The organism is Paenibacillus sp. D9, from assembly GCF_001188365.1.
Taxonomy (GTDB): Bacteria; Bacillota; Bacilli; order Paenibacillales; family Paenibacillaceae; genus Paenibacillus_O; species Paenibacillus_O humicus.
Genome location: NZ_JZEJ01000001.1, coordinates 3,082,636 through 3,100,905 on the forward strand (window position 1 = coordinate 3,082,636; position 18,270 = coordinate 3,100,905).

General features: G+C 59.9%; 17 protein-coding genes. 6 read left to right on the forward strand and 11 right to left on the reverse strand.

The window, feature by feature from the left end:
• The first annotated feature begins 612 nt into the window (after window positions 1-612).
• Window positions 613-1,680, forward strand: coding sequence for a ribosome small subunit-dependent GTPase A (gene rsgA / locus VE23_RS14000; RefSeq protein ID WP_373864532.1), 1,068 nt, complete (start codon window positions 613-615; stop codon window positions 1,678-1,680).
• Between the two features lie 219 nt (window positions 1,681-1,899).
• Complete coding sequence (locus VE23_RS14005; RefSeq protein WP_198156172.1) at window positions 1,900-2,283, forward strand: VOC family protein; 384 nt, start codon at window positions 1,900-1,902, stop codon at window positions 2,281-2,283.
• A 150-nt stretch (window positions 2,284-2,433) separates the two neighbouring features.
• Here VE23_RS14005 and VE23_RS14010 read toward each other — a convergent pair whose 3' ends face one another.
• From VE23_RS14010 to VE23_RS14030, 5 genes are all read right to left on the reverse strand, one after another.
• Window positions 2,434-2,661: a hypothetical protein gene (locus VE23_RS14010; RefSeq protein ID WP_021880114.1), complete on the reverse strand. Its 228-nt coding sequence runs from the start codon at window positions 2,659-2,661 to the stop codon at window positions 2,434-2,436.
• Between the two features lie 61 nt (window positions 2,662-2,722).
• Entirely contained in the window at window positions 2,723-3,358 is a 636-nt protein-coding gene (locus VE23_RS14015) for a deoxynucleoside kinase (RefSeq protein WP_021880113.1), read from the reverse strand.
• A 1-nt stretch (window position 3,359) separates the two neighbouring features.
• Entirely contained in the window at window positions 3,360-3,980 is a 621-nt protein-coding gene (locus tag VE23_RS14020; RefSeq protein WP_021880112.1) for a deoxynucleoside kinase, read from the reverse strand.
• A 175-nt stretch (window positions 3,981-4,155) separates the two neighbouring features.
• Window positions 4,156-4,674, reverse strand: coding sequence for a GNAT family N-acetyltransferase (locus tag VE23_RS14025; RefSeq protein WP_048749228.1), 519 nt, complete (start codon window positions 4,672-4,674; stop codon window positions 4,156-4,158).
• Window positions 4,671-5,450 carry a kanamycin nucleotidyltransferase C-terminal domain-containing protein gene (locus tag VE23_RS14030; protein ID WP_048749230.1) on the reverse strand — a complete coding sequence of 260 codons (780 nt, stop codon included), beginning with the start codon at window positions 5,448-5,450 and terminating at the stop codon, window positions 4,671-4,673. Before VE23_RS14030 ends, VE23_RS14025 begins: the two co-directional genes overlap by 4 nt.
• 227 nt (window positions 5,451-5,677) lie before the next feature.
• On the opposite strand from VE23_RS14030, the gene VE23_RS14035 reads away from it, so the two are divergent.
• Window positions 5,678-10,585, forward strand: a complete 4,908-nt coding sequence (locus tag VE23_RS14035; protein ID WP_049868312.1) for an endo-1,4-beta-xylanase — start codon at window positions 5,678-5,680, stop codon at window positions 10,583-10,585.
• A gap of 87 nt (window positions 10,586-10,672) precedes the next feature.
• Here the strand turns inward: VE23_RS14035 and VE23_RS14040 are convergent, their stop codons facing one another.
• The 3 genes from VE23_RS14040 to VE23_RS14055 all read right to left on the reverse strand — a co-directional run bounded on the left by VE23_RS14040 (window position 10,673) and on the right by VE23_RS14055 (window position 12,797).
• Window positions 10,673-11,113 carry a flavodoxin gene (locus VE23_RS14040; protein WP_049868313.1) on the reverse strand — a complete coding sequence of 147 codons (441 nt, stop codon included), beginning with the start codon at window positions 11,111-11,113 and terminating at the stop codon, window positions 10,673-10,675.
• Entirely contained in the window at window positions 11,110-11,922 is an 813-nt protein-coding gene (locus tag VE23_RS14045) for a hypothetical protein (RefSeq protein ID WP_127507203.1), read from the reverse strand. The genes VE23_RS14040 and VE23_RS14045 overlap by 4 nt, the downstream gene beginning before the upstream one ends.
• A 335-nt stretch (window positions 11,923-12,257) precedes the next feature.
• On the reverse strand, window positions 12,258-12,797 hold the full coding sequence (locus VE23_RS14055; protein WP_021881795.1) for a hypothetical protein: 540 nt from the start codon (window positions 12,795-12,797) through the stop codon (window positions 12,258-12,260).
• Window positions 12,798-13,133: 336 nt separating this feature from the next.
• Between VE23_RS14055 and ilvA the strand changes: the two genes are divergently transcribed.
• From ilvA to VE23_RS14070, 3 genes are all read left to right on the forward strand, one after another.
• Complete coding sequence (gene ilvA / locus VE23_RS14060; protein ID WP_084781480.1) at window positions 13,134-14,444, forward strand: threonine ammonia-lyase IlvA; 1,311 nt, start codon at window positions 13,134-13,136, stop codon at window positions 14,442-14,444.
• Window positions 14,445-14,615: 171 nt separating this feature from the next.
• Window positions 14,616-14,846, forward strand: a complete 231-nt coding sequence (locus VE23_RS14065; protein WP_049868314.1) for a hypothetical protein — start codon at window positions 14,616-14,618, stop codon at window positions 14,844-14,846.
• A complete protein-coding gene (locus VE23_RS14070; protein WP_021881792.1) occupies window positions 14,843-15,238 on the forward strand; it encodes a hypothetical protein in 396 nt (131 codons plus the stop codon). Before VE23_RS14065 ends, VE23_RS14070 begins: the two co-directional genes overlap by 4 nt.
• Before the next feature lie 850 nt (window positions 15,239-16,088).
• Here VE23_RS14070 and VE23_RS14075 read toward each other — a convergent pair.
• The 3 genes from VE23_RS14075 to VE23_RS14085 form a co-directional block, all read right to left on the reverse strand.
• A complete protein-coding gene (locus VE23_RS14075; protein ID WP_232316938.1) occupies window positions 16,089-16,277 on the reverse strand; it encodes a kinase/pyrophosphorylase in 189 nt (62 codons plus the stop codon).
• Between the two features lie 293 nt (window positions 16,278-16,570).
• Window positions 16,571-16,777: a hypothetical protein gene (locus VE23_RS27045; protein WP_049868316.1), complete on the reverse strand. Its 207-nt coding sequence runs from the start codon at window positions 16,775-16,777 to the stop codon at window positions 16,571-16,573.
• A gap of 409 nt (window positions 16,778-17,186) precedes the next feature.
• Window positions 17,187-18,161 (reverse strand): aldo/keto reductase, encoded by a 975-nt coding sequence (locus tag VE23_RS14085; RefSeq protein ID WP_049868317.1) that lies wholly within the window; start codon window positions 18,159-18,161, stop codon window positions 17,187-17,189.
• Window positions 18,162-18,270: the final 109 nt, after the last annotated feature.

The following is an 18,270-nucleotide window of genomic DNA, read 5'->3' on the forward strand; positions in this document are numbered from 1 at the left end:
GAGCAAGCCGCCTCTGATCCGCAGCCCGCCTCTGCCATGATGGCAGAGGCGGGCGCTGATCGTCGGCGCCGCAGGAGACCAATGGTCTCCTGCGGTTTTTTTATGCCCGCGGGATCCACAGAGATCGCGGGCCTGTTAGAGGCCCGCATGCCATCTTGGCCCGCGGTGCCATGCCTGACAAGGCAAGCCCGCATGTTCGCTGCGGGCTTTTTGCTTTTTTCATCCAACCCACGAAAAGAGGAACCCGCCTTGACCTTAAATACAAACGAGCCTAACGAGATGAACAACCGGACTAAAACCTGGACAGAAACGGACTATACCCTGCGAAAAGAGGAATCCGACTTGAACCTCAATCCAAATGAGTGGAATGAAGCAACCGAAACGAATGATTCGATCAATAGCCATGTCTTTCCCCAAACGAATGAGCCAGCCAGCAAGAAGGGGTCAGCCAGCAAGAAGGGGTCAGCCGATAGGAAGTTACCCGCGGACAGGAAGGAAACCCATCCAGGGAATATCTCTCCTGCACCAGAAGCCCCTCAGGAAGGATCTCCTGCATCCGAAGAAGGCCGTGGGCTCCGCAGCTACGGCTGGAACGACTCCTGGCAAGAAAGGCTGGAGACGACTCGAAAGCAAACAGGCATCTCCGGGTTGGAGCCCGCCCGCATCGTCGCCCAATTCTCCCACCTATACCGGCTGGCTGCCGAATCCGGCGAGCATCTGGCTGAAGTGACCGGGCGCTATTCGTTTGACGCTTTACGCAAGACCGATTACCCCGCGGTCGGCGACTGGGTGCTGGCCTCCGTGCCGAAGCCCGGCGACAGCTCCCGCGCCAGCATCCACGCCCTGCTCGAGCGAAGCTCCGCGCTGATCCGCAAGGAAGCCGGGCAAGTGCAGGACGGACAGGTCGTCGCAGCCAACATGGACTATCTGTTCCTCACGACGGCGATGAACCACGACTTCAATCTGCGCCGCATCGAGCGGTACCTGGTGGCGGCCTGGGAAAGCGGCTCGACGCCGGTCGTCCTGCTCACCAAGGCCGATCTCGCCGACGACCCGGATGATCTGGTGCGGCAGGTCGAGGACGCCGCTCCCGGCGTGCCGGTCCACGCCGTCAGCGCGCAGGAGAATCAAGGCCTGGAGCAGCTCCGGCCGTACATGCGGCCAGGGGCGACCATCGCGGTTGCCGGCTCCTCCGGCGTCGGCAAGTCCACGCTGCTCAACTGGCTGGCCGGCAGCGAGGAGCAGCGCGTGCAGGGCGTTAGAGGCGGGGACGACAGGGGACGGCATACGACGACTCACCGCGAGCTGTTCCGGCTCCCCGGCGGCGCGCTGCTGATGGATACCCCCGGCATGCGCGAGCTGCAGCTGTGGGACAGCGAAGGCTCCCCCGACGGCCATGCTGGCGCCTTCTCCGATATCGAGGAGCTCGCCTCCCGCTGCCGCTACACCGACTGCACCCATAGCAAGCGCGAGCAGGGCTGCGCGGTGAAGTCGGCGCTTGCCGACGGCACGCTGGATGCCGGACGGTATGAAAACTATTTGAAAACCGGACGCGAGCTCGCCCGTGTCGCCCGCAAGGAGCAGTCCGCCGCGCGCAAGACGATAACGCCCGCCGAGAACCGGCTGCGCAACAAGCAGGAGCGACGCAACGCCAAGAAGGCGACCAGCGATTGGGATTGACCGGACGCCGCGCGGGGCCAACCGATGCGTACTGCTTTTCGCTATAGGAACACCTCTGACGCTGAGTACTGCCTTTCGCCTGAACGGCATAGCGATCCGTAAGAAACGGCCCCGTCGAAGTCGTGGTATTCTGATCATACTTGCCGCCCCTGGGAGCCTTGCTCAGCTGAAGCCGGAGGGAGATGCAGGCAGGAATAATAGCACGCGGAGGGAATGTCATTGAAAATCTCCCCTATACGCCTGTTTGTGCCCAGTGTCCGGGACAGCTTTTTGTTCTACCGGGACATTCTGGGTCTGCATGTGCTCCATGGCACCGAAGAGACCCCTTATGCCGAGTTCCTCACGGGGGACATCCGGCTCGCGCTGGAACCGCCGCTCACCGGCGAAGGGCTGGCGGCGATGGACCGCAGACATGAATTTTGCGCGAGCGACCGGATGGCCGTCACCATCAAGGTGGACGATGTGGACGCGGCATACAAAGAGCTGCGGGAGAAGAAGATCCCGTTTGTCAAAGAGCCGCATGACACCCCCGAATGGGGACATCGGGTCGCTTACCTCCGCGATCCGGCCGGCAATTTGATCGAGCTGAACGCAGGGCTCTGAGCAATTTGAGCAGGGCTCTGGGCAGGGCTCTGGGCTGGGCTTTGAGCAGGACCCTGAGCAGAGCCTTGAACAGGCATCGAGCTGGAAGGCTTGCCGGCCAGCTCTCCATTCCCGGCCTCTGGCGATGAGACCGGCTTCGGATGGCCCGCTTCAGATCGGCATGAAGCCAAAAAAGCTGTTCCTCGGCCGGACTTCGGCTTTCGGAACAGCTTTTTCGTCCTGCATGCACTGCCATGCACTTGATTGCACTTCATGCGCTGTCAAATGCACTTGCCCTTTCTTGCACGTCATCCACTGCCATGCATTTTCTTGCACTTCAGGCCCTTTCTCGGCAATGTCATGCACTTTTTCAAGCTTTGTTTCGCCAGCTTGCTCCATCCACAGCCTTGGATGGGTTCAACCCTCGTAATGACTGTCACGGCCTTGCTGCAGCCAGCTGTCAGCCGATGATCCCCGCCACCCGTGTCAGAATCTCCTTCGTGGAAGCCTCGTCGTTCACGTCGTATTCGTCGATGTTCAGCCGAAGCACGGGACAGGCGGTGAATTCGCCGATCCACTTGGCGTAGCGGGCATGCATATGCTCCCAGTACGAGACGTCGGTCTGGATCTCCATTTCCCGGCCCCTCTCCGCAATCCGCGCCAGAATGGACGGAAGGCTGCCTTCGATATAGATCAGCACATCCGGATGAGGGAAGTACGGCGTCATCACCATCGCCTCGTAAAGGCTCGTATAAGTCTGATAATCGATCGGGGACATCGTGCCTTGATCGGCGTGCATCTTGGCGAAAATGCCGGTGTCCTCGTAGATGGAGCGGTCCTGCACGAAGCCGCCGCCCATCTCGAACATCTTCTTCTGCTCCTTGAAGCGCTCGGCCAGGAAGTAGATCTGCAGATGGAAGCTCCATCTCTCGAAGTCATGGTAGAACTTGTCCAGATAAGGGTTGAAATCGACCTGCTCCAGCGAGGTGCGGAAGCCGAGGCTTCTCGCCAGGGCGGAGGTCAGCGTCGATTTGCCGACCCCCACGGTGCCGGCAACAGTAATAACAGCGTTCTCGGGAATGCCGAATGGATTCATTTTATAAGTGCTCCTTTAAACGGGCGACGATCTCGTCGAATTGCCCGCGGTCGGCGACAAAGTCGACCGTATTGCCGTCGATCGGGATGATGGCTGTATCCGGCTCGCGCTCGGCCAGGGAAGCCATGGCCGTATCGTAATCCAGGATCAGCTGCTGCAGATAATCGGAGGACATCTCCTCCTCGAACGAACGGCCCCGCTTGGCGATTCTCGCCAGCAGCACGTCCAGGTCGGCCCGGATGTACAGAATGACGTCCGGCTTGGGCAGATCGTCCGTCAGCACATGGTAGATGTGGCGGTACTTGTCCCTTTTGACTCCTTTCAACGTGCGCTCGCTGAAGATCAGGTTCTTGTAGATATGGTAATCCGCGATGACCGGCAGCCCTTCGTTCAGGCGGGGAATGACGGCATCCTCCAGCTGCTTGTAGCGGTTGCAGAGGAAGAACATCTCGAGCTGGAAGCTCCAATCGTCCATATCCTGATAGAACTTGTCCAGGAACGGATTCTCCTCCACGATTTCCTTGACCAGCGGAAGCTGCCATTCCTCGGCCAGCATCGTGGCGAGTGTCGTCTTGCCGGCTCCGATCGGGCCTTCGACGGCTATATACGGTGCGCGTTTCATCGTTGCTTATATCCCCCTTGATTACAGTCGATGCATGAGCCCAACAGCTGCCCATACGAAATGGATGTCCTGCATATATGCACGGAATCATCGCTGGCGCGTCATGTTCCGACAAAAACAGACTTCCTCATTATATCTGCTGCGAAGGCGGAGGAGAACCCGTCCGGGCTTAAAATTATTGCCGCTTCGGCTGGCTTGAGACGGAGGATCCGACGATCTTCTGATAGCTCGCGATATCGAGCCAGCGGCCGAACTTGCGGCCTACCTGCCTGAAATGCGCGCATTTCTCGTACCCGAGCCGCTCGAACAGGGCGATGCTGCGCTCGTTCTCCGTGCAGACGGTCGCGACCAGCATATGGAAGCCAAGCCCGGCCGCCTTCTCCTCCAGAGCAGCTACGGCCCGGCTGCCCGTTCCTTTGCCCCGGTGATCCGGGTCCAAATAGATCGTGATTTCGGCCGTCGTATCGTAGGCCTGCTTGTTTTTGTGCCGAGTCAGCAGGGCGTAGCCGACATAGGCCCCTTCTTCTTCGATTATATAGGTCCGGTAGCGTGGATCTCCTCCCATGACGTTGGCGCGCATTTCTTCCAGGCTCAGCGCCTCGGTATGGAACGAGATCGTCGTATTCAAGACATAATGATTGTAAGTGTGAAGCGCCTGCGGCAAATGCCGCTCTTCAATCGGCTTCATGATCATGAGCCGCTCTCCCCCTTCCACCGGAACGTCTCCGATCGGTACTCGATGCCCATCGCCTGGAACCATTCGTTCAAGCCGGTCCATAACCGCTCGCAGCGGGCATGGACCTCCTGGACATCCCGCAGGTCTCCGTCCATGACCATAGCCGCCAGCTCCAGGAAGCCGTCCGGGCGCGAAGGCATCGCCGAAGCTTCCTCGAAGCTGCTGGCCCTCGTCGTGAAGTAGCGGCGGTTGGCCAGCCCGATCAGCTTGGCCGCCTGCCAGGAGAGATCGTATGCCGCGCGGCGCGCGTATGCTCCGTCCCCGGCGTAGGCGGCGTTGCGGATTTTCCCCATCGTCTCATAGGGCTCCCAGACCATGAACTCTCTCATGACCTCGCGGAAGGCGGATTCGGGAGCGCTCGTAACGATGCGCCTGGCTTCCTCAAAGAGACGGCCCGGATCGTGAAGGGCGACCACATCGGCGTAAGAGCCCGCCTTGACGGCCCAGCTGTCGTCGACGGATGAAGCTCTCTTCAGCCAAACCGACCTCTGCACCGCTCCGATCTCCAGCTTGAAGGGAGGGATGATCTCCTCCTGCCCGGGAAGATCGATGCCGTCCGGCGTCAAGATCCGAATCTCCATATCCGAGTAGGGTCCGTCCGTCTCCCGGCCCAGCGAGCCATACACGCCGATGGCCAGAATGCTCCCGCCGTCCCGCTCCAGGACTTCTTCTTTCACCTGATGGATAAAGTTCCATTTGTCTTCTCTTGAAGTCGCAGCCGGATAAGGCAGCATCGCTTCAACCTCCTTGAACGGACAGCTCCGGTATCGTCTTCTTGCGTCACCTAATTCGACAAAAGTTTCGCTCCCCCCTTCTCCCTTGGCCGTTGCGCAGGACCGGATCCTCCTTACCCCCTATAGTTATTGCAGTACATTCTATAGTTTGATGGGTGCCGCCCGGAGGCTGGCCTCGGTATCCTAAAGTTGGTAAGCGTTTTCATTTATTTTAAAGGAGGATTCCAGTGAGAAAATCTCTGTCAGCCATCTTGTCCATGCTGCTCGCCTTCGGCGCCCTGACATCGACAGGCGCTGCGGGCAGCCGCGCGTACGCCAATGCGTCGACCGGCTTGTTCCAGGATTTCGAGCAAGGAACCGCAGGAGGGTGGACGACGTTCAACTGCGGCGCTGCCGCCCAGGTCTCACTCAGCGATGCCGAATACAGCTCCGGCACCCACTCCCTGCGCCTGACCGGGCGGGATACGGCAGGCTGCAGCCCCGCCATCGGCGCCGCCAGCCTGATGGAGGCGGGACAGACGTATACGATCTCGGCCAAGGTCAAGCTCGGCAGCGGCGCGGGAAGCATGAAATTCACCATGAAGGAAAGCGGCAGCACGGACAGCTATACGCAGGTGCTGGAGCCGGTGCCGGCATCGGATGCCGGCTGGACCACGCTGCAGGGCGACTATTCGCCGCCGGCCGGAGCATCCGGGCTTACGCTGTACGTAGAGGGAGCCCCTGCCGGCAGCGACGTTTACCTGGACGACTTCACGGTGTTCAAGCACACGACTCTGCAGACGTACGATTTCGAGAACGGATCCGGTCAGGGATGGACGCCTAGCGGCAGCGGCACGGCCTCGAGCGTCGCCGAAGCCGCCCATGGAGGCTCCTACTCCCTCCTGTCGGACGGCCGGACAGCGGCATGGAACGGTCCGAGCGCCGACATGTCCTACCTGGAGGCCGGGGCGACCTACCGCATCAGCGCCTGGGTCAAGCAGAAGTCAGGAAGCTCCAGCCTGAAGATGTCCATGAAGCATACCCCTGCCGGCGGCAGCGCCGGGTATGAAGGAATCGGGTCCGCTGCGATCGTCGGCGATACGGACTGGGTCCTGCTGTCCGGCGTCTACAAGCCGGTCGATCCCGCCCTGATGTTCTATATCGAGAGCGATTCGGCGAACGCCTCCTATTATGTGGACGACGTCTCCGTCGACATGCTGCTGCCCGCTCCTTCCGCAGGCGGCGGCAATCCTCCAGCCGGCGAGCCTCCGGCGCTGTCTGCGGGCTTCGAAGACGGTACGGCCCAAGGCTGGCAAGGACGGATGGGCACCGAGACGCTGACGGTCGTATCCACGGAGAAGCATGGCGGAAGCTCCAGCCTGCTGACGGCCGGACGAACGGCGACCTACAGCGGTCCCGCCATCGACGTGACGGGCCATATGAAGACCGGATCCAAGTACAACGTCTCGGTATGGATGAAGCTGGCATCCGGCGAGCCTGCCGCCCAGGCCAGAGTCAGTCTGGCAGTGAAGTCCGGAAGCGCGACGAACTACCGTACTCTCGTCGGCAATACGGATGTGACGGACGGCACGTGGGTTCGGCTCGCGGGCGAATATACGCTCAGCGAACCGTTCGATTCCCTCGTTCTGTATGTGGAGACCAATGCGGGCACGTCCTCCTTCTACATCGACGATTTCTCGCTGGCATCGACGACCGCCCCGCCGCAGCTGCCGATCCAGACGGATATCCCGTCGCTGCATGAGGTTCTGGCCGATTACTTCCCGGTCGGCGCCGCCATCGAGCCTTCGCAGACGGCCGGGCTGCACGCGGACTTGCTGAAAAAGCATTTCAACAGCATCGTCGCGGAAAACGCGATGAAATGGGACGCAGTCGAGCCGACGGAGGGCAGCTTCACGTTCGAGCAGGCGGACAAAATCGTGGACTTTGCGCAGGCGAACGGCATGCGGGTCCGCGGCCATACGCTGCTCTGGCACCAGCAGGTTCCGGACTGGGTGTTCAAGGACGCCGACGGGGCCGACATGACGCCGACTCCGGCGAACAAGGCTCTTCTGCTGCAAAGGCTGGAAAACCACATCAAAAACGTCGTGGAGCATTTCGGCGACAAGATCTACGTCTACGATGTCGTCAACGAAGTCATCGACGAGTCGCAGCCGGATGGCTTCCGCCGCAGCAAGTGGTTCCAGATTCTTGGCCGGGAATACATCGACAAGGCGTTCGAGTACGCCCGCAAGTACGCTCCGGCCGGAACCAAGCTGTACATCAACGACTACAGCACGACCGAAGCGACCAAGCGCAAGCACCTGTACAATCTGGTCGCCGATCTGAAGCAGCGCGGCATTCCGGTCGACGGCGTCGGCCATCAGATGCACATCAACGTCACCGGCCCGTCCGGCGCAATCATCGAGCAGACGATGAAAATGTTCGCCGATCTCGGCGTGGACAACCAGGTGACGGAGCTCGACATGAGCATCTACGCGAACAGCTCCGACAAGTACACGACTCCGCCGCAAAGCGCTCTCGACAAGCAAGGGCATCAGTTCAAGGAGATTTTCGATGCCTTCAGGAAGGAAAAGACGGAGGGACGCCTGACCAACGTCACGCTCTGGGGCATCGGCGACGACCATACGTGGCTGAGCAAGCCCGAGCGCGCCGACTTCCCGCTGCTGTTCGATGCGCAGCTGCAGGCGAAGCCCGCCTACTGGGGCATCGTGGATCCTTCCAGGCTCCCGGCTCTGATTCAGACCAAGGATGTGTCCAAAGGCACTCCGGTCATAGACGGCAGCGCCGAAACGCTGTGGCGCGCGGTCGGTCCGACTCCGGTCGAAGCCGGGGATGCTTCGTGGGGAGCCTCCTTCCGCACCCTCTGGGATGACAGCCATCTGTATCTGTATGGAGAAGTCCGGGATGCATCGGTGAATCCGGCGGATAAGCTCGAGCTGTACATCGACGGCAACAATGGCAAGACGCCGGCTTATCAGCCGGACGACAAGCACTACACGCTGACCCGCGGCCAGTCTGCGGCGGCAGGCGTCGACTACCGGGTCGTGGAGAAGAAGGACGGCAGCGGGTATGCCGTCGAAGCGGCCGTGCCTCTGGATGCCGCGGCTGCGGGGAGAAGGCTCGGCTTCGATATCCGGTTCACGGATGCCGATTCCGGCCAGGCTCTGTCCTGGAACGACGCCTCGCACAGCCAGGATTCCGATACGTCCAAATTCGGCATCCTTACGCTGGCTGGGGAACTCAAGGTAGCAGGATCCCTCCGCGGCACGCCTGTCGTCGACGGAGACGAGGATGCCGCCTGGGCCGATGCCGAGGAGCTGGAGACCGGCGTCTGGGTGCAAGGAACCTCCGGAGCGACGGCCCGCTTCCGCACGATGTGGGATGACGGCCACCTGTACGTCTATGCCCATGTGAAGGACCCGCTGCTGAGCAAGAAGAGCGCGGATGCGTACCAGCAGGATTCAGTCGAGATCTTCGTCGATCCGAACAACGGCAAGACGCCGATCTACGAAGCCGACGACGGCCAGTACAGGGTGAATTTCGACAACGAGCGCAGCTATAACGGCGCTGCTTCGCCGGACAACTTCAAAACGGCCACCCGCATCGTGGACGACGGCTACGTCGTGGAAGCGGCGATCTCCCTCGATTCGATCCAGGCGAAGGCCGGAGACCTCATCGGCTTCGATCTTCAGGTGAACGACGACCAGGCCGGTCTCGGCACCCGCGCAAGCGTCGTGAACTGGAGCGACCCGAGCGGCCTGTCCTACCAGAACACATCGAAGTATGGCGTGCTTGTGCTCGGCGCTTCGGATGAAGGCGGCGAACCAAGTCCTTCTCCGCAGCCGAGTCCGCCGACTTCGCCGGATCCTTCGGCGAGCCCGAGCGCTTCTCCGGAGCCGTCGGCGACTCCAAGCCCGTCTCCGTCGCCGGACAGGACACCTGATCCGGCATGGATTCCGACTGTCCTTCCTTCGCCGACTCCGTCTCCAGCGGTGAAGGGAAGCGTCATCACGCTCAAGGCGATACCGGATGCGAGCGGAACCGCCTTCCTGTCGGTATCGGCGGCCGATCTGGCCAAAGCCGCCGGCTCGGCTGAAGGCTCCGTCGTGACGGTCAAAGCCGAGTCCGGCTCCGGCCTCAAGAAAATCGTCATCCAGCTGCCTGTCGGACCGCTGCAGGATGCGGCAGGGCGCGTGCGCTCTCTCGTGCTGGATGCCGGCCTTGCTTCCGCAGCTCTGGATGCCTCGATGCTGGCATCCGCATCCGGCTCGCTGGAGCTTGCCGTCGCCTTGGCGGACTCCGGCTCGCTGACCGAAGGCGCCCGGATCCTCCTCGCCGGACAGCCGCTGGTCCGCATCGGCCTCAGCCTGAACGGCGCTGCCGTTACGGATACGAAGGGCCTTGCGGCCATCACCGTCCCGTTTGCGCTGAAGGCGGGAAGCAAGCCTTCCCAAGCCGTTGCTTTCCAGGCGATGGATAACGGCTCGCTGGCACCGGTAGCCAGCTCCAGGTATTCGGCTGCCGCAGAAGGGGTCGTCTTCAAGCCGCAGAGCTTCGGCACCTACGCGGCCGCTCTTTACGCCTCCCGCTTCGGCGATCTCGACCGCGTGCCGTGGGCTCAGGATGCCATCGGCGCTCTGGAAGCCAGGGGAATCGTAAGCGGCATGAAGCCGGAAACGTTCGCTCCCGGCGCCGGCGTAACGAGAGCGGAATTCATCCAGATGCTGATGAATGCGCTCAGCCTGAGCGGCCGCGCCGACGGATCCAGCAGCTTCGCCGACGCCGAGGCCGGCGCCTGGTACGCCGGAGCGCTCGCTTCGGCGCAGCAGCTCGGCATCGTCTCCGGAAGGCCGGACGGCACCTTCGGCGTGAACGAGCGGATCAGCCGCCAGGAAATGGCCGCGATGCTTTACCGTGCCGCCGGCAAGGCAGGCATCGAGCTGAAGGGCGCCGCCGGCACTGGAGCGTTCCTCGACAGCTCCTCGATCGCGGGTTATGCGGCCGAAGCGGTCGCCGCCCTCCGGCAAGCCGGCATCGTGCAAGGCATGCAGGACGGACGCTTCGCCCCGTCAAGCTCCGCCACTCGCGCCCAGGCGGCCGTCATGATCTACGGCTTGTATGGATTCATGAAGTGAAGGACTAACGTCCCGAACCATTCTGTTCGTTAAAGACCAAAAATCCCCCTCATGGCCGCGGCCGCGAGGGGGTTTCTTTTATCTGGATCAGGTCGCAGCAGCCATTTTCCGCCCAATGTCCCGGCATTGCTCCTTCTCCTCGTCCGAAGGATTGAACTCGACCTTGAGGCCGGGAGCTGCGATCTGCGCGCCCCGCTCCTTCAGCTTCTCCTCGATCAGGTCCACCGCTCCGCAATAGATCGGATAAGAGCTGTCCCCGGAGCCGAACACCGCCGCGAGCTTGCCCTGCAGCTCTACACCATCAAGCTCTTCATAGAAATCCAGGAATTCATCGGGCAGCTCGCCGTCTCCCCAAGTATACGCTCCGATCAGAATGACATCGTACTCCTCCAGCTCGGATGCCTTGGCGTCCATGATATCCCGGACGGCCGGCTCGACCCCCGCATGCCGGATGCCGGCGACGATCTCTTCCGCCATCTCCTCCGTATTGCCCGTCATGCTGCAGCAGATCACGATCACCTTGTTCATGCTTTCCCTCCCGGCAGCTCTTCTACTTGTTGGATGCCGTCATACAGCGTAGCCAGATAGATTATGCCGTCCCTGATGTCCACATCGGTGACCGGGACTCTGGAGCTGACCGCCATCATCGTGAGGCAGCCTCCAAGCCAGCTGATCCGGTACAGTCCCCGATCGGTGCAAGCCAGCAGCCGCCCGCCCTTTACGACAACCGAAAAGAGGAACAAGCCTCCGTAGCGGTAACGGTCGAATCCGCCCTTGCGGTTGCCGACGACCAGCTCCCCATTCTCGCTGGCTCCCACAAGCTGTCCGTAGTAGACGGCCAGGCTGGTCACGCCGGTGCCGAGATCGAATTCCATCCATTCCGCGCTCATCCGGTCATACAGCGCGATTCCGCTCTCGCAGCCCAGAATGAGGTATTGCGGAACGTTGAGCAGATCGTAAACCTTGCGGTCGTTCTTGGCGGCCGCCCCCCAGGAAGCGCCGTGGGAGCACCACAAACCCTGGGAGGTGCAGGCATACAGGCAGCCTGCGGACGCCCGGAACTGGTAGCAGGGCAGCTCCAGCTCTTCCTGGTCCCACTCGGCTCCGTCATAGACCATCAGCCCGCGGCTTGTGCAGGCATACAGAGTCTCTCCTGCCATGACCATGCGGTTCACGACGGCATGCGGCTCATCCGGCGCGCTGATCCTCTCCCATTCCCCTTGCCCATGCTTTCCGTAGATGGCTCCGCCCATCGCCGCGGCGTACAGGCATCGGCTTCCTGCGAGCACCGATGAGCAGGACAGCGGCCCGCTCTGAGTTCCGGTTCGGTTTTCCATGTTTTCCTCCTTCAAGCCTCTTCTTCCCGCTTCATTTTGCGGCCGATCCAAGCAAGCCTCGCGCGGCTTGCCCTCCGTTAAGCGCGGAAGTATGGATCTGATCTGCGTCAGTCGAATGCAAAAGCATCTCATTGTTTGATAATGATTCTCAATATCACTATAAGTATGATAACCATTCTCAATTATGATGTCAATTTCAACTTGAATCCTCTCTCTTCGGCTCAAAAAAGCCATGCCGCCAGTAATGGCGGCATGGCTGCAAGAGAGCTGGACAAGTCCTTCCCGATGAACAGGGAGGAACTCTTTTACGAGCAAAAATCGAATCAGGCAACGGCTTAGAGCCGAAGCTTCAGCCCGACAGCGGCGCCATGATCCCGGAACGTTACGGAGCGAATGCCGACAAGAGGCGGCAGCTGGCTCCCTACCGGGATGACAATCTCATCCAGCATCGTCTCCGGCAGCTCCAGAGAGCGGATGGAAAGCGACTGAGGAGTGAGGATCAGATCGGGACTTCTCCATTCCAGCTTGTAGCCCGCTTTGGCGCCTACCGTCAGCAGGTTTTTGTACTTGGCGCTTATATCCGCAGCCATGCGTTCTCCGTCCAGTTGAATCCGCACGCCCTCGATTCTCAGCTCCGGCCTGACCTGCGGGTTTTCCGCGAGCTGGGCGCGGACCAGATTGGTGATATCCTCCTGGGAGAGAAACACCTCGGCTTTGCCGGATTGGATCATTTCGGCGGCTTTGCTTCTGAAATCCAGAGGAGTGTGGTCCAGCGTCAGCTTCTCCGCCGGCCTGACGTACCAGACCGCCGCTCCTCCCGCCAGCAGCGCCACGACCAGCAGCGAAACAATGAATCCCCCTATGATTTTGCGCATCTCAGACGCACCTCCATTCGGCCGTAACCGTTTTATCCTGCGCAGGCCTTCTGCGGCCTGTCCTGCCAGCTGTCTGGCTTCCATTGACAAAGGAACGTGCGGGGAGTATAACAAAACTACCTATCGGATGCCGCCAAGCCGCGCCGACGCTGCAAGCGGCGGCAGAGTCTCCGCTCCCGGCCGGCACTCTCTTGAAGGGCCGCGTCTCCAAGACGCGGCCCGGGATGGACAGGCAGCCGTACGAACGTGATCAGGACGCACGTCCCGCACCGGGACGTTTTTTCTTATTTTAGCCCTCCCCCATCATCTTGCCAAACGGAAAGGAAGAGAACGCGTATGAATTCCAGCACCCCCCAGTCCCCCGGTCCGCTGCCCGAAGCGGGCAAAGCCAAGGAGGAAGCGGTACGCATCCCTCTCGAGGAGATCATGCATGCCCAGCTGACGCTGAATGAAGTCATTACCCGGACCCCGCTGCAGCCGAACCGCGTCCTCTCCAGCCGTTACAACTGCAACGTGCTGCTCAAGCGGGAGGATCTGCAGGTCGTGCGCTCGTTCAAAATCCGCGGGGCTTACTACCGCATCCGCACGCTGCCGCCGCAGGATCTGGAGAAGGGCGTCGTCTGCGCCAGCGCGGGCAATCACGCCCAAGGCGTCGCTTACTCCTGTCAGACGCTCGGCATCCGCGGAAAGATTTACATGCCCAGCACGACTCCCCGCCAGAAGGTGACGCAGGTCCAGTTTTTCGGCGGCGACCAGGTCGAGATCATGCTGACCGGCGACACCTACGACGACGCCTATGACGAAGCGATGAAGGAATGCGCCCGCACCGGAGCCGCCTTCATCCATCCGTTCGACGACCGGGCCATCATCGCGGGCAACGGCACGGTCGGCAAGGAAATCATGGATGCGGCCGAGGCGATGCCGGACTACATCTTCGTCACCGTCGGAGGCGGCGGGCTTGCGGCCGGAGTCGCCTCCTACATCAAGGCGGTCTCGCCGCGCACGCGCATCATCGGCGTCGAGCCCAAGGGCGCGCCTTCCCTTGATGCCTCGCTGCGCAGCGGGCAGGTCACGCCGCTCGACTCCATCGACAAGTTCGTCGACGGAGCCGCCGTCAAGCGGATCGGCGACCTCACCTTTGCGATCTGCCGCGACCTGCTCGACGATGTCGTGCTCGTGCCGGAAGGCAAGGCCTGCACGACTCTGCTGAGCCTGTACAACGAAAACGCCATCGTCGCCGAGCCGGCCGGCGCGCTGCCTGTCGCCGCGCTGGACATGTACCGGGACGAGCTCGAGGGCAAGACGGTCGTCTGCATCATCAGCGGCGGCAACAACGACGTCGACCGGATGCAGGAGATGAAGGAGCGCTCCCTTATGTACGAGGGGCTCAAGCATTACTTCACCGTCAACTTCCCGCAGCGTGCCGGCGCCCTGCGCGAATTCCTCGACGAGGTGCTCGGGCCGGACGACGACATCGTGAGATTCGAGTACACCAAGACGCATAACAAGGAGAACGGCCCCGCCCTCGTCGGCATCGAGCTGAAGAACCGCGAGGACTATGGCAGCCTGGTCAGCCGGATGAACGCCAGAGGCTACCAGTTCATGGAACTCAACAAGGATCCGGTGCTGTTCGATCTTCTGATCTGAGCTTTCTTGAGGTTGGACAAGCAAGGCCGCTGCGATTGCAGCGGCCTTTTCGGCTTTGATGTCTTTTTCACGCCCAAGCTTGAGGAGGGTTCTATAAAAGAAGGGCCTGACGCTGCGGCGACGGATGCGGCAAACTGGACTCATCCCATTCCTGAACGAGGAGATGATTCCATGAAAGACTACCTGCCTCGCCTTGCAGCAGCCCCTCTGTCCGCGCTGGCATTCGGCATCCTTTTTGCTTGGTCCCTATATACGACGATCTTGGAAGCCAGAGAGCCGAACGTATATGACTTCGTCTTCCTCATTCTCGGAGCTGCCGCCGCCTGGATTTATCAGCATGTCCTGCTTATGCTGCGGCTGCCGGAATGGATGGAGAGAGCAAAGCGGGGAGCGGCGCGATGAGAGGTTTTCTCCTCCGCTTGGGCGCGGCATTTCTATCCGCTGCAGCGACGGGCATTGTCATGGCGAGCCTTTGGGCAGAAGAATCCCCTATCCAAGGAGCCTGGATGATGCGGCTTATTGGAGCTGTCCTGGTCTTCATCTATGCCCTGCCGTTCCATCTCTTCTACGGCATTCCCGCCTCCTGGGCCATCGGCAGCCTGAGCGCCGGAATTCTCCCCTCCTCCATACGGCTCATCTCGGAACTGCTCCTTCTGTATCCTGCGGCCGGGCTGCTTCCGGCCATCGCCGTCGGGGAGCGGGCATATGAAGTCTACTGGACCTTTGCCGCTTCGGCCCTGCTCTATCGCCTCATGCTTCTGCTGTTGGAAATGATTTGGAAACACCGAAGATGAATGGCGGCTCTCGCAGCTTTCTATTTCAAAATGGAGTGAAAATGATTCCATCAAGGAACGGTAGGAGAAGAAGTCTTCGAGTCCATGAAAAACGAGAAATTTATTGCGTTACTGCGGCGTTGATTGCTTTGAAATCGCGATGAACGGCGAACAGGTCCATTCCGAGCCGAGCTCGCACACTGCCATCCTCTTCCCAGTCGGCTGAGGCACGCACGACCCGCTTGGCATAGGAACACGTCGAGCTGAGCCTTGGCGGAGCCTATTTTACGGAGCCAGGACTCGCGTCAAGGCTTCTTGCCGACCGCGCCTCATGAAAGGGCTGTTTGCCCATTTCCAGGTCTACGCTTGAAGCGGAACCGCATGGCAGGAAGGCGGCGGCTTTTAGGAAAGGCCAGATTTGAACTCTATTGGACATACGTTCCGTTATCTGAGGGATTTGTCCCTATTTCCAGCTCTATCGGACATACGTTCCGCTATTCCAGATTTTTCATCTGTATATCAATTGAATTCATATAAATAACGGATCCTATGTCCGATACCCAGGCATAACCTAGATATTTATTAAAATAACGGATCTCATGTCCGATCAACTCGAGACTCTGACCCTGGCTCTGGTTCCTGTTCTTGTTCCTGCTCCTGCTCCTAAATAATAAAATCCCTATCGCAATCTCGCTCTGTTGTTGAGTCACATCTGCTAAAAGAGCTTATGCTTGCAGATTCCGCCGTCTCATTCAGCCAGAGTAAAAAAACCAAAAGCTCCCAAAATTACTGCGGAGGCTTTACTGCGATATAAGCAGAAATCTCAAACCCGTCTACAATCGAATCCGATCATCAGGCTTGTCGACATGACTTAAGGCTGGATCCGATGCTTGCGCGCATCGAGAATGATGCCGGCCGTCTCCTCGATGGCCCGGTCCGTCACGTCGACGACGAGGCAGCCGGGCCGGCGGAACAGGCTGCGGGCATGCTCCAGCTCCTCCGCCACCCGCTCGAGGCTGGCATAGCTGACGCTGGACGGAAGTCTGCTTGAAAACCTCACTTGCCTTTGCGGATCGGACATACGATCCGTTATTTGGCCGAAAATCATCACATTCCTATGCGGATCGGACATACGATCCGTTATTTGTGAACAATTAGCTATATAGCAATATAAACTATAGAAATAGCGGATCCTATGTCCGATAAATGCGTCAATGAACGGAATCCTCGGAAATAAGGGATCCTATGTCCGATAGGAAAATGAGGTTGCTTGAGCATGAGCATTATCAAGGTTGAAAGTTGCCGAAACCAGCGATCCCTCTTATCTCCCCTCCATCCATTGCCACATCGGCGTTATTTCACGGCATTAACGCACATACTCGCCAGTACGTGCAAGTTCATGTCATTGCGCCCATTCCATAGCAAATTCGGCCCCAGAGTCCTTGAAACCTCGCGAGGCGCGCGAATTGTCAACCCTTCTCTCTTCTCTTCTCTTCTCTTCTCTTCTCTTCTCTTCTCTTCTCTTCTCTTCTCTTCTCTTCTCTTCTCTTCTTCTCTCACCGTCCTCCTCTCCTTCCTTCTATCTTCTCCTATCTTCCTTTACCTTCTTCTCTCTTCTTCTCTCTTCTTCTCTCTTCTTCTCTCTCTTTCTGCCCTTCTCTCATCCTCTTCCTTATCTCGCCCTCTTCCTTATCTCATCCTCTTCCTTATCTCATCCTCTTCCTTAACTCGCTTTCTCCTCTTTTATCTCCTTCTCCCTCCTCCTCCCTCCTTCTCCCTCCTTCTCCCTCCTTCTCCCTCCTTCTCCTCTTCCGTTCCCATCGCTCCTCCCCCATACTTTCACGCAGCTCTCCCCCTAAAATCAAAAAGGCCGTCCGCAAGGGACGGCCTCTGGCCTCTTAAAGCGATTTGAATCAAGCTGGAGCCGCTCTTCCGTTCACAGAGGCGCTGCCTCCGTGAAACGCCTCTCTTACCAGGCGTATGCGTTCGGAGCTTCCCCGCCCGGGCCGGGGAAAATTTCGTCGATCCGCTGCAGGACGGACTCGTCCAGCTTCAGCTCGACCGCACGCAGGGAGCGCTCGAACTGCTCCAGCGTCCGCACGCCGATGATCGGCGCCGTCACAGCCGGCTGATGCAGCAGCCAGGCCAGCGACACCAGGTCTTCCGTCTCGCCCAGCTCGTCGCACAGACGGCCATACTGCTCCAGCTGGTCCTTGTGCTTCTCCCAGCGCTTGTCGCCGCTGCGCTGGCCGGCCTCGCCGCGGCGGATGTTGCCGGAAAGCAGGCCGCCGTCGAGCGGGCTCCATGGAATGACGCCGATGCCGAGCGCCTTGGCGGCAGGCAGCACCTCGAGCTCCGGCAGGCGGGTCAGCAGGTTGTACTTGTGCTGCTCCGAGACGAGCCCGAGGAAGCCGCGGGCTTTGGCTTCTCCCTGCGCGACCGCGAGATCCCAGCCGGCAAAATTGCTGGAGCCGACGTAGCCGATCTTGCCTTGGGCGACAGCCGTCTCGAAGGAGCCCCAAAGCTCGTCCCAACGGACGCTGCGGTCGATATGATGCATCTGGTACAGCTCGATATGATCCGTCTGCAGGCGGGTCAGCGAGCCCTCCAGATGGCGGCGGATCTTATAGGCAGACAGTCCGGCTTGGCTGTTGGGGCCGTCATGGCTGTCATGCATGTCGCCATAAGCTTTTGTCGCGAGCACGGTCCGTTCCCTGCGGCCGCCTCCCTGGGCGAACCAGCGTCCGAGGATTTCTTCCGTCCGGCCGGAATTCTCTCCCCAGCCGTAAATATTGGCGGTATCGAAAAAGTTGATTCCGGCATCCAGCGCCGCGTCCATGATGGCAAAGGCATCCTTCTCCTCCGTGCCGACTCCGAAATTCATCGTTCCCAGGCACAGGCGGCTCACCTTGAGCCCCGTTCGTCCGAGCGTAGTGTATTCCATCGCTTTCCAACTCCTTTTTCTAGAGAAATGAGGATCAATGGCAAGATGGCTGGCAGACTATTCCTTTATACCATAAATCACTGCTGCGTATAATCTCCGTTGCGAGTAG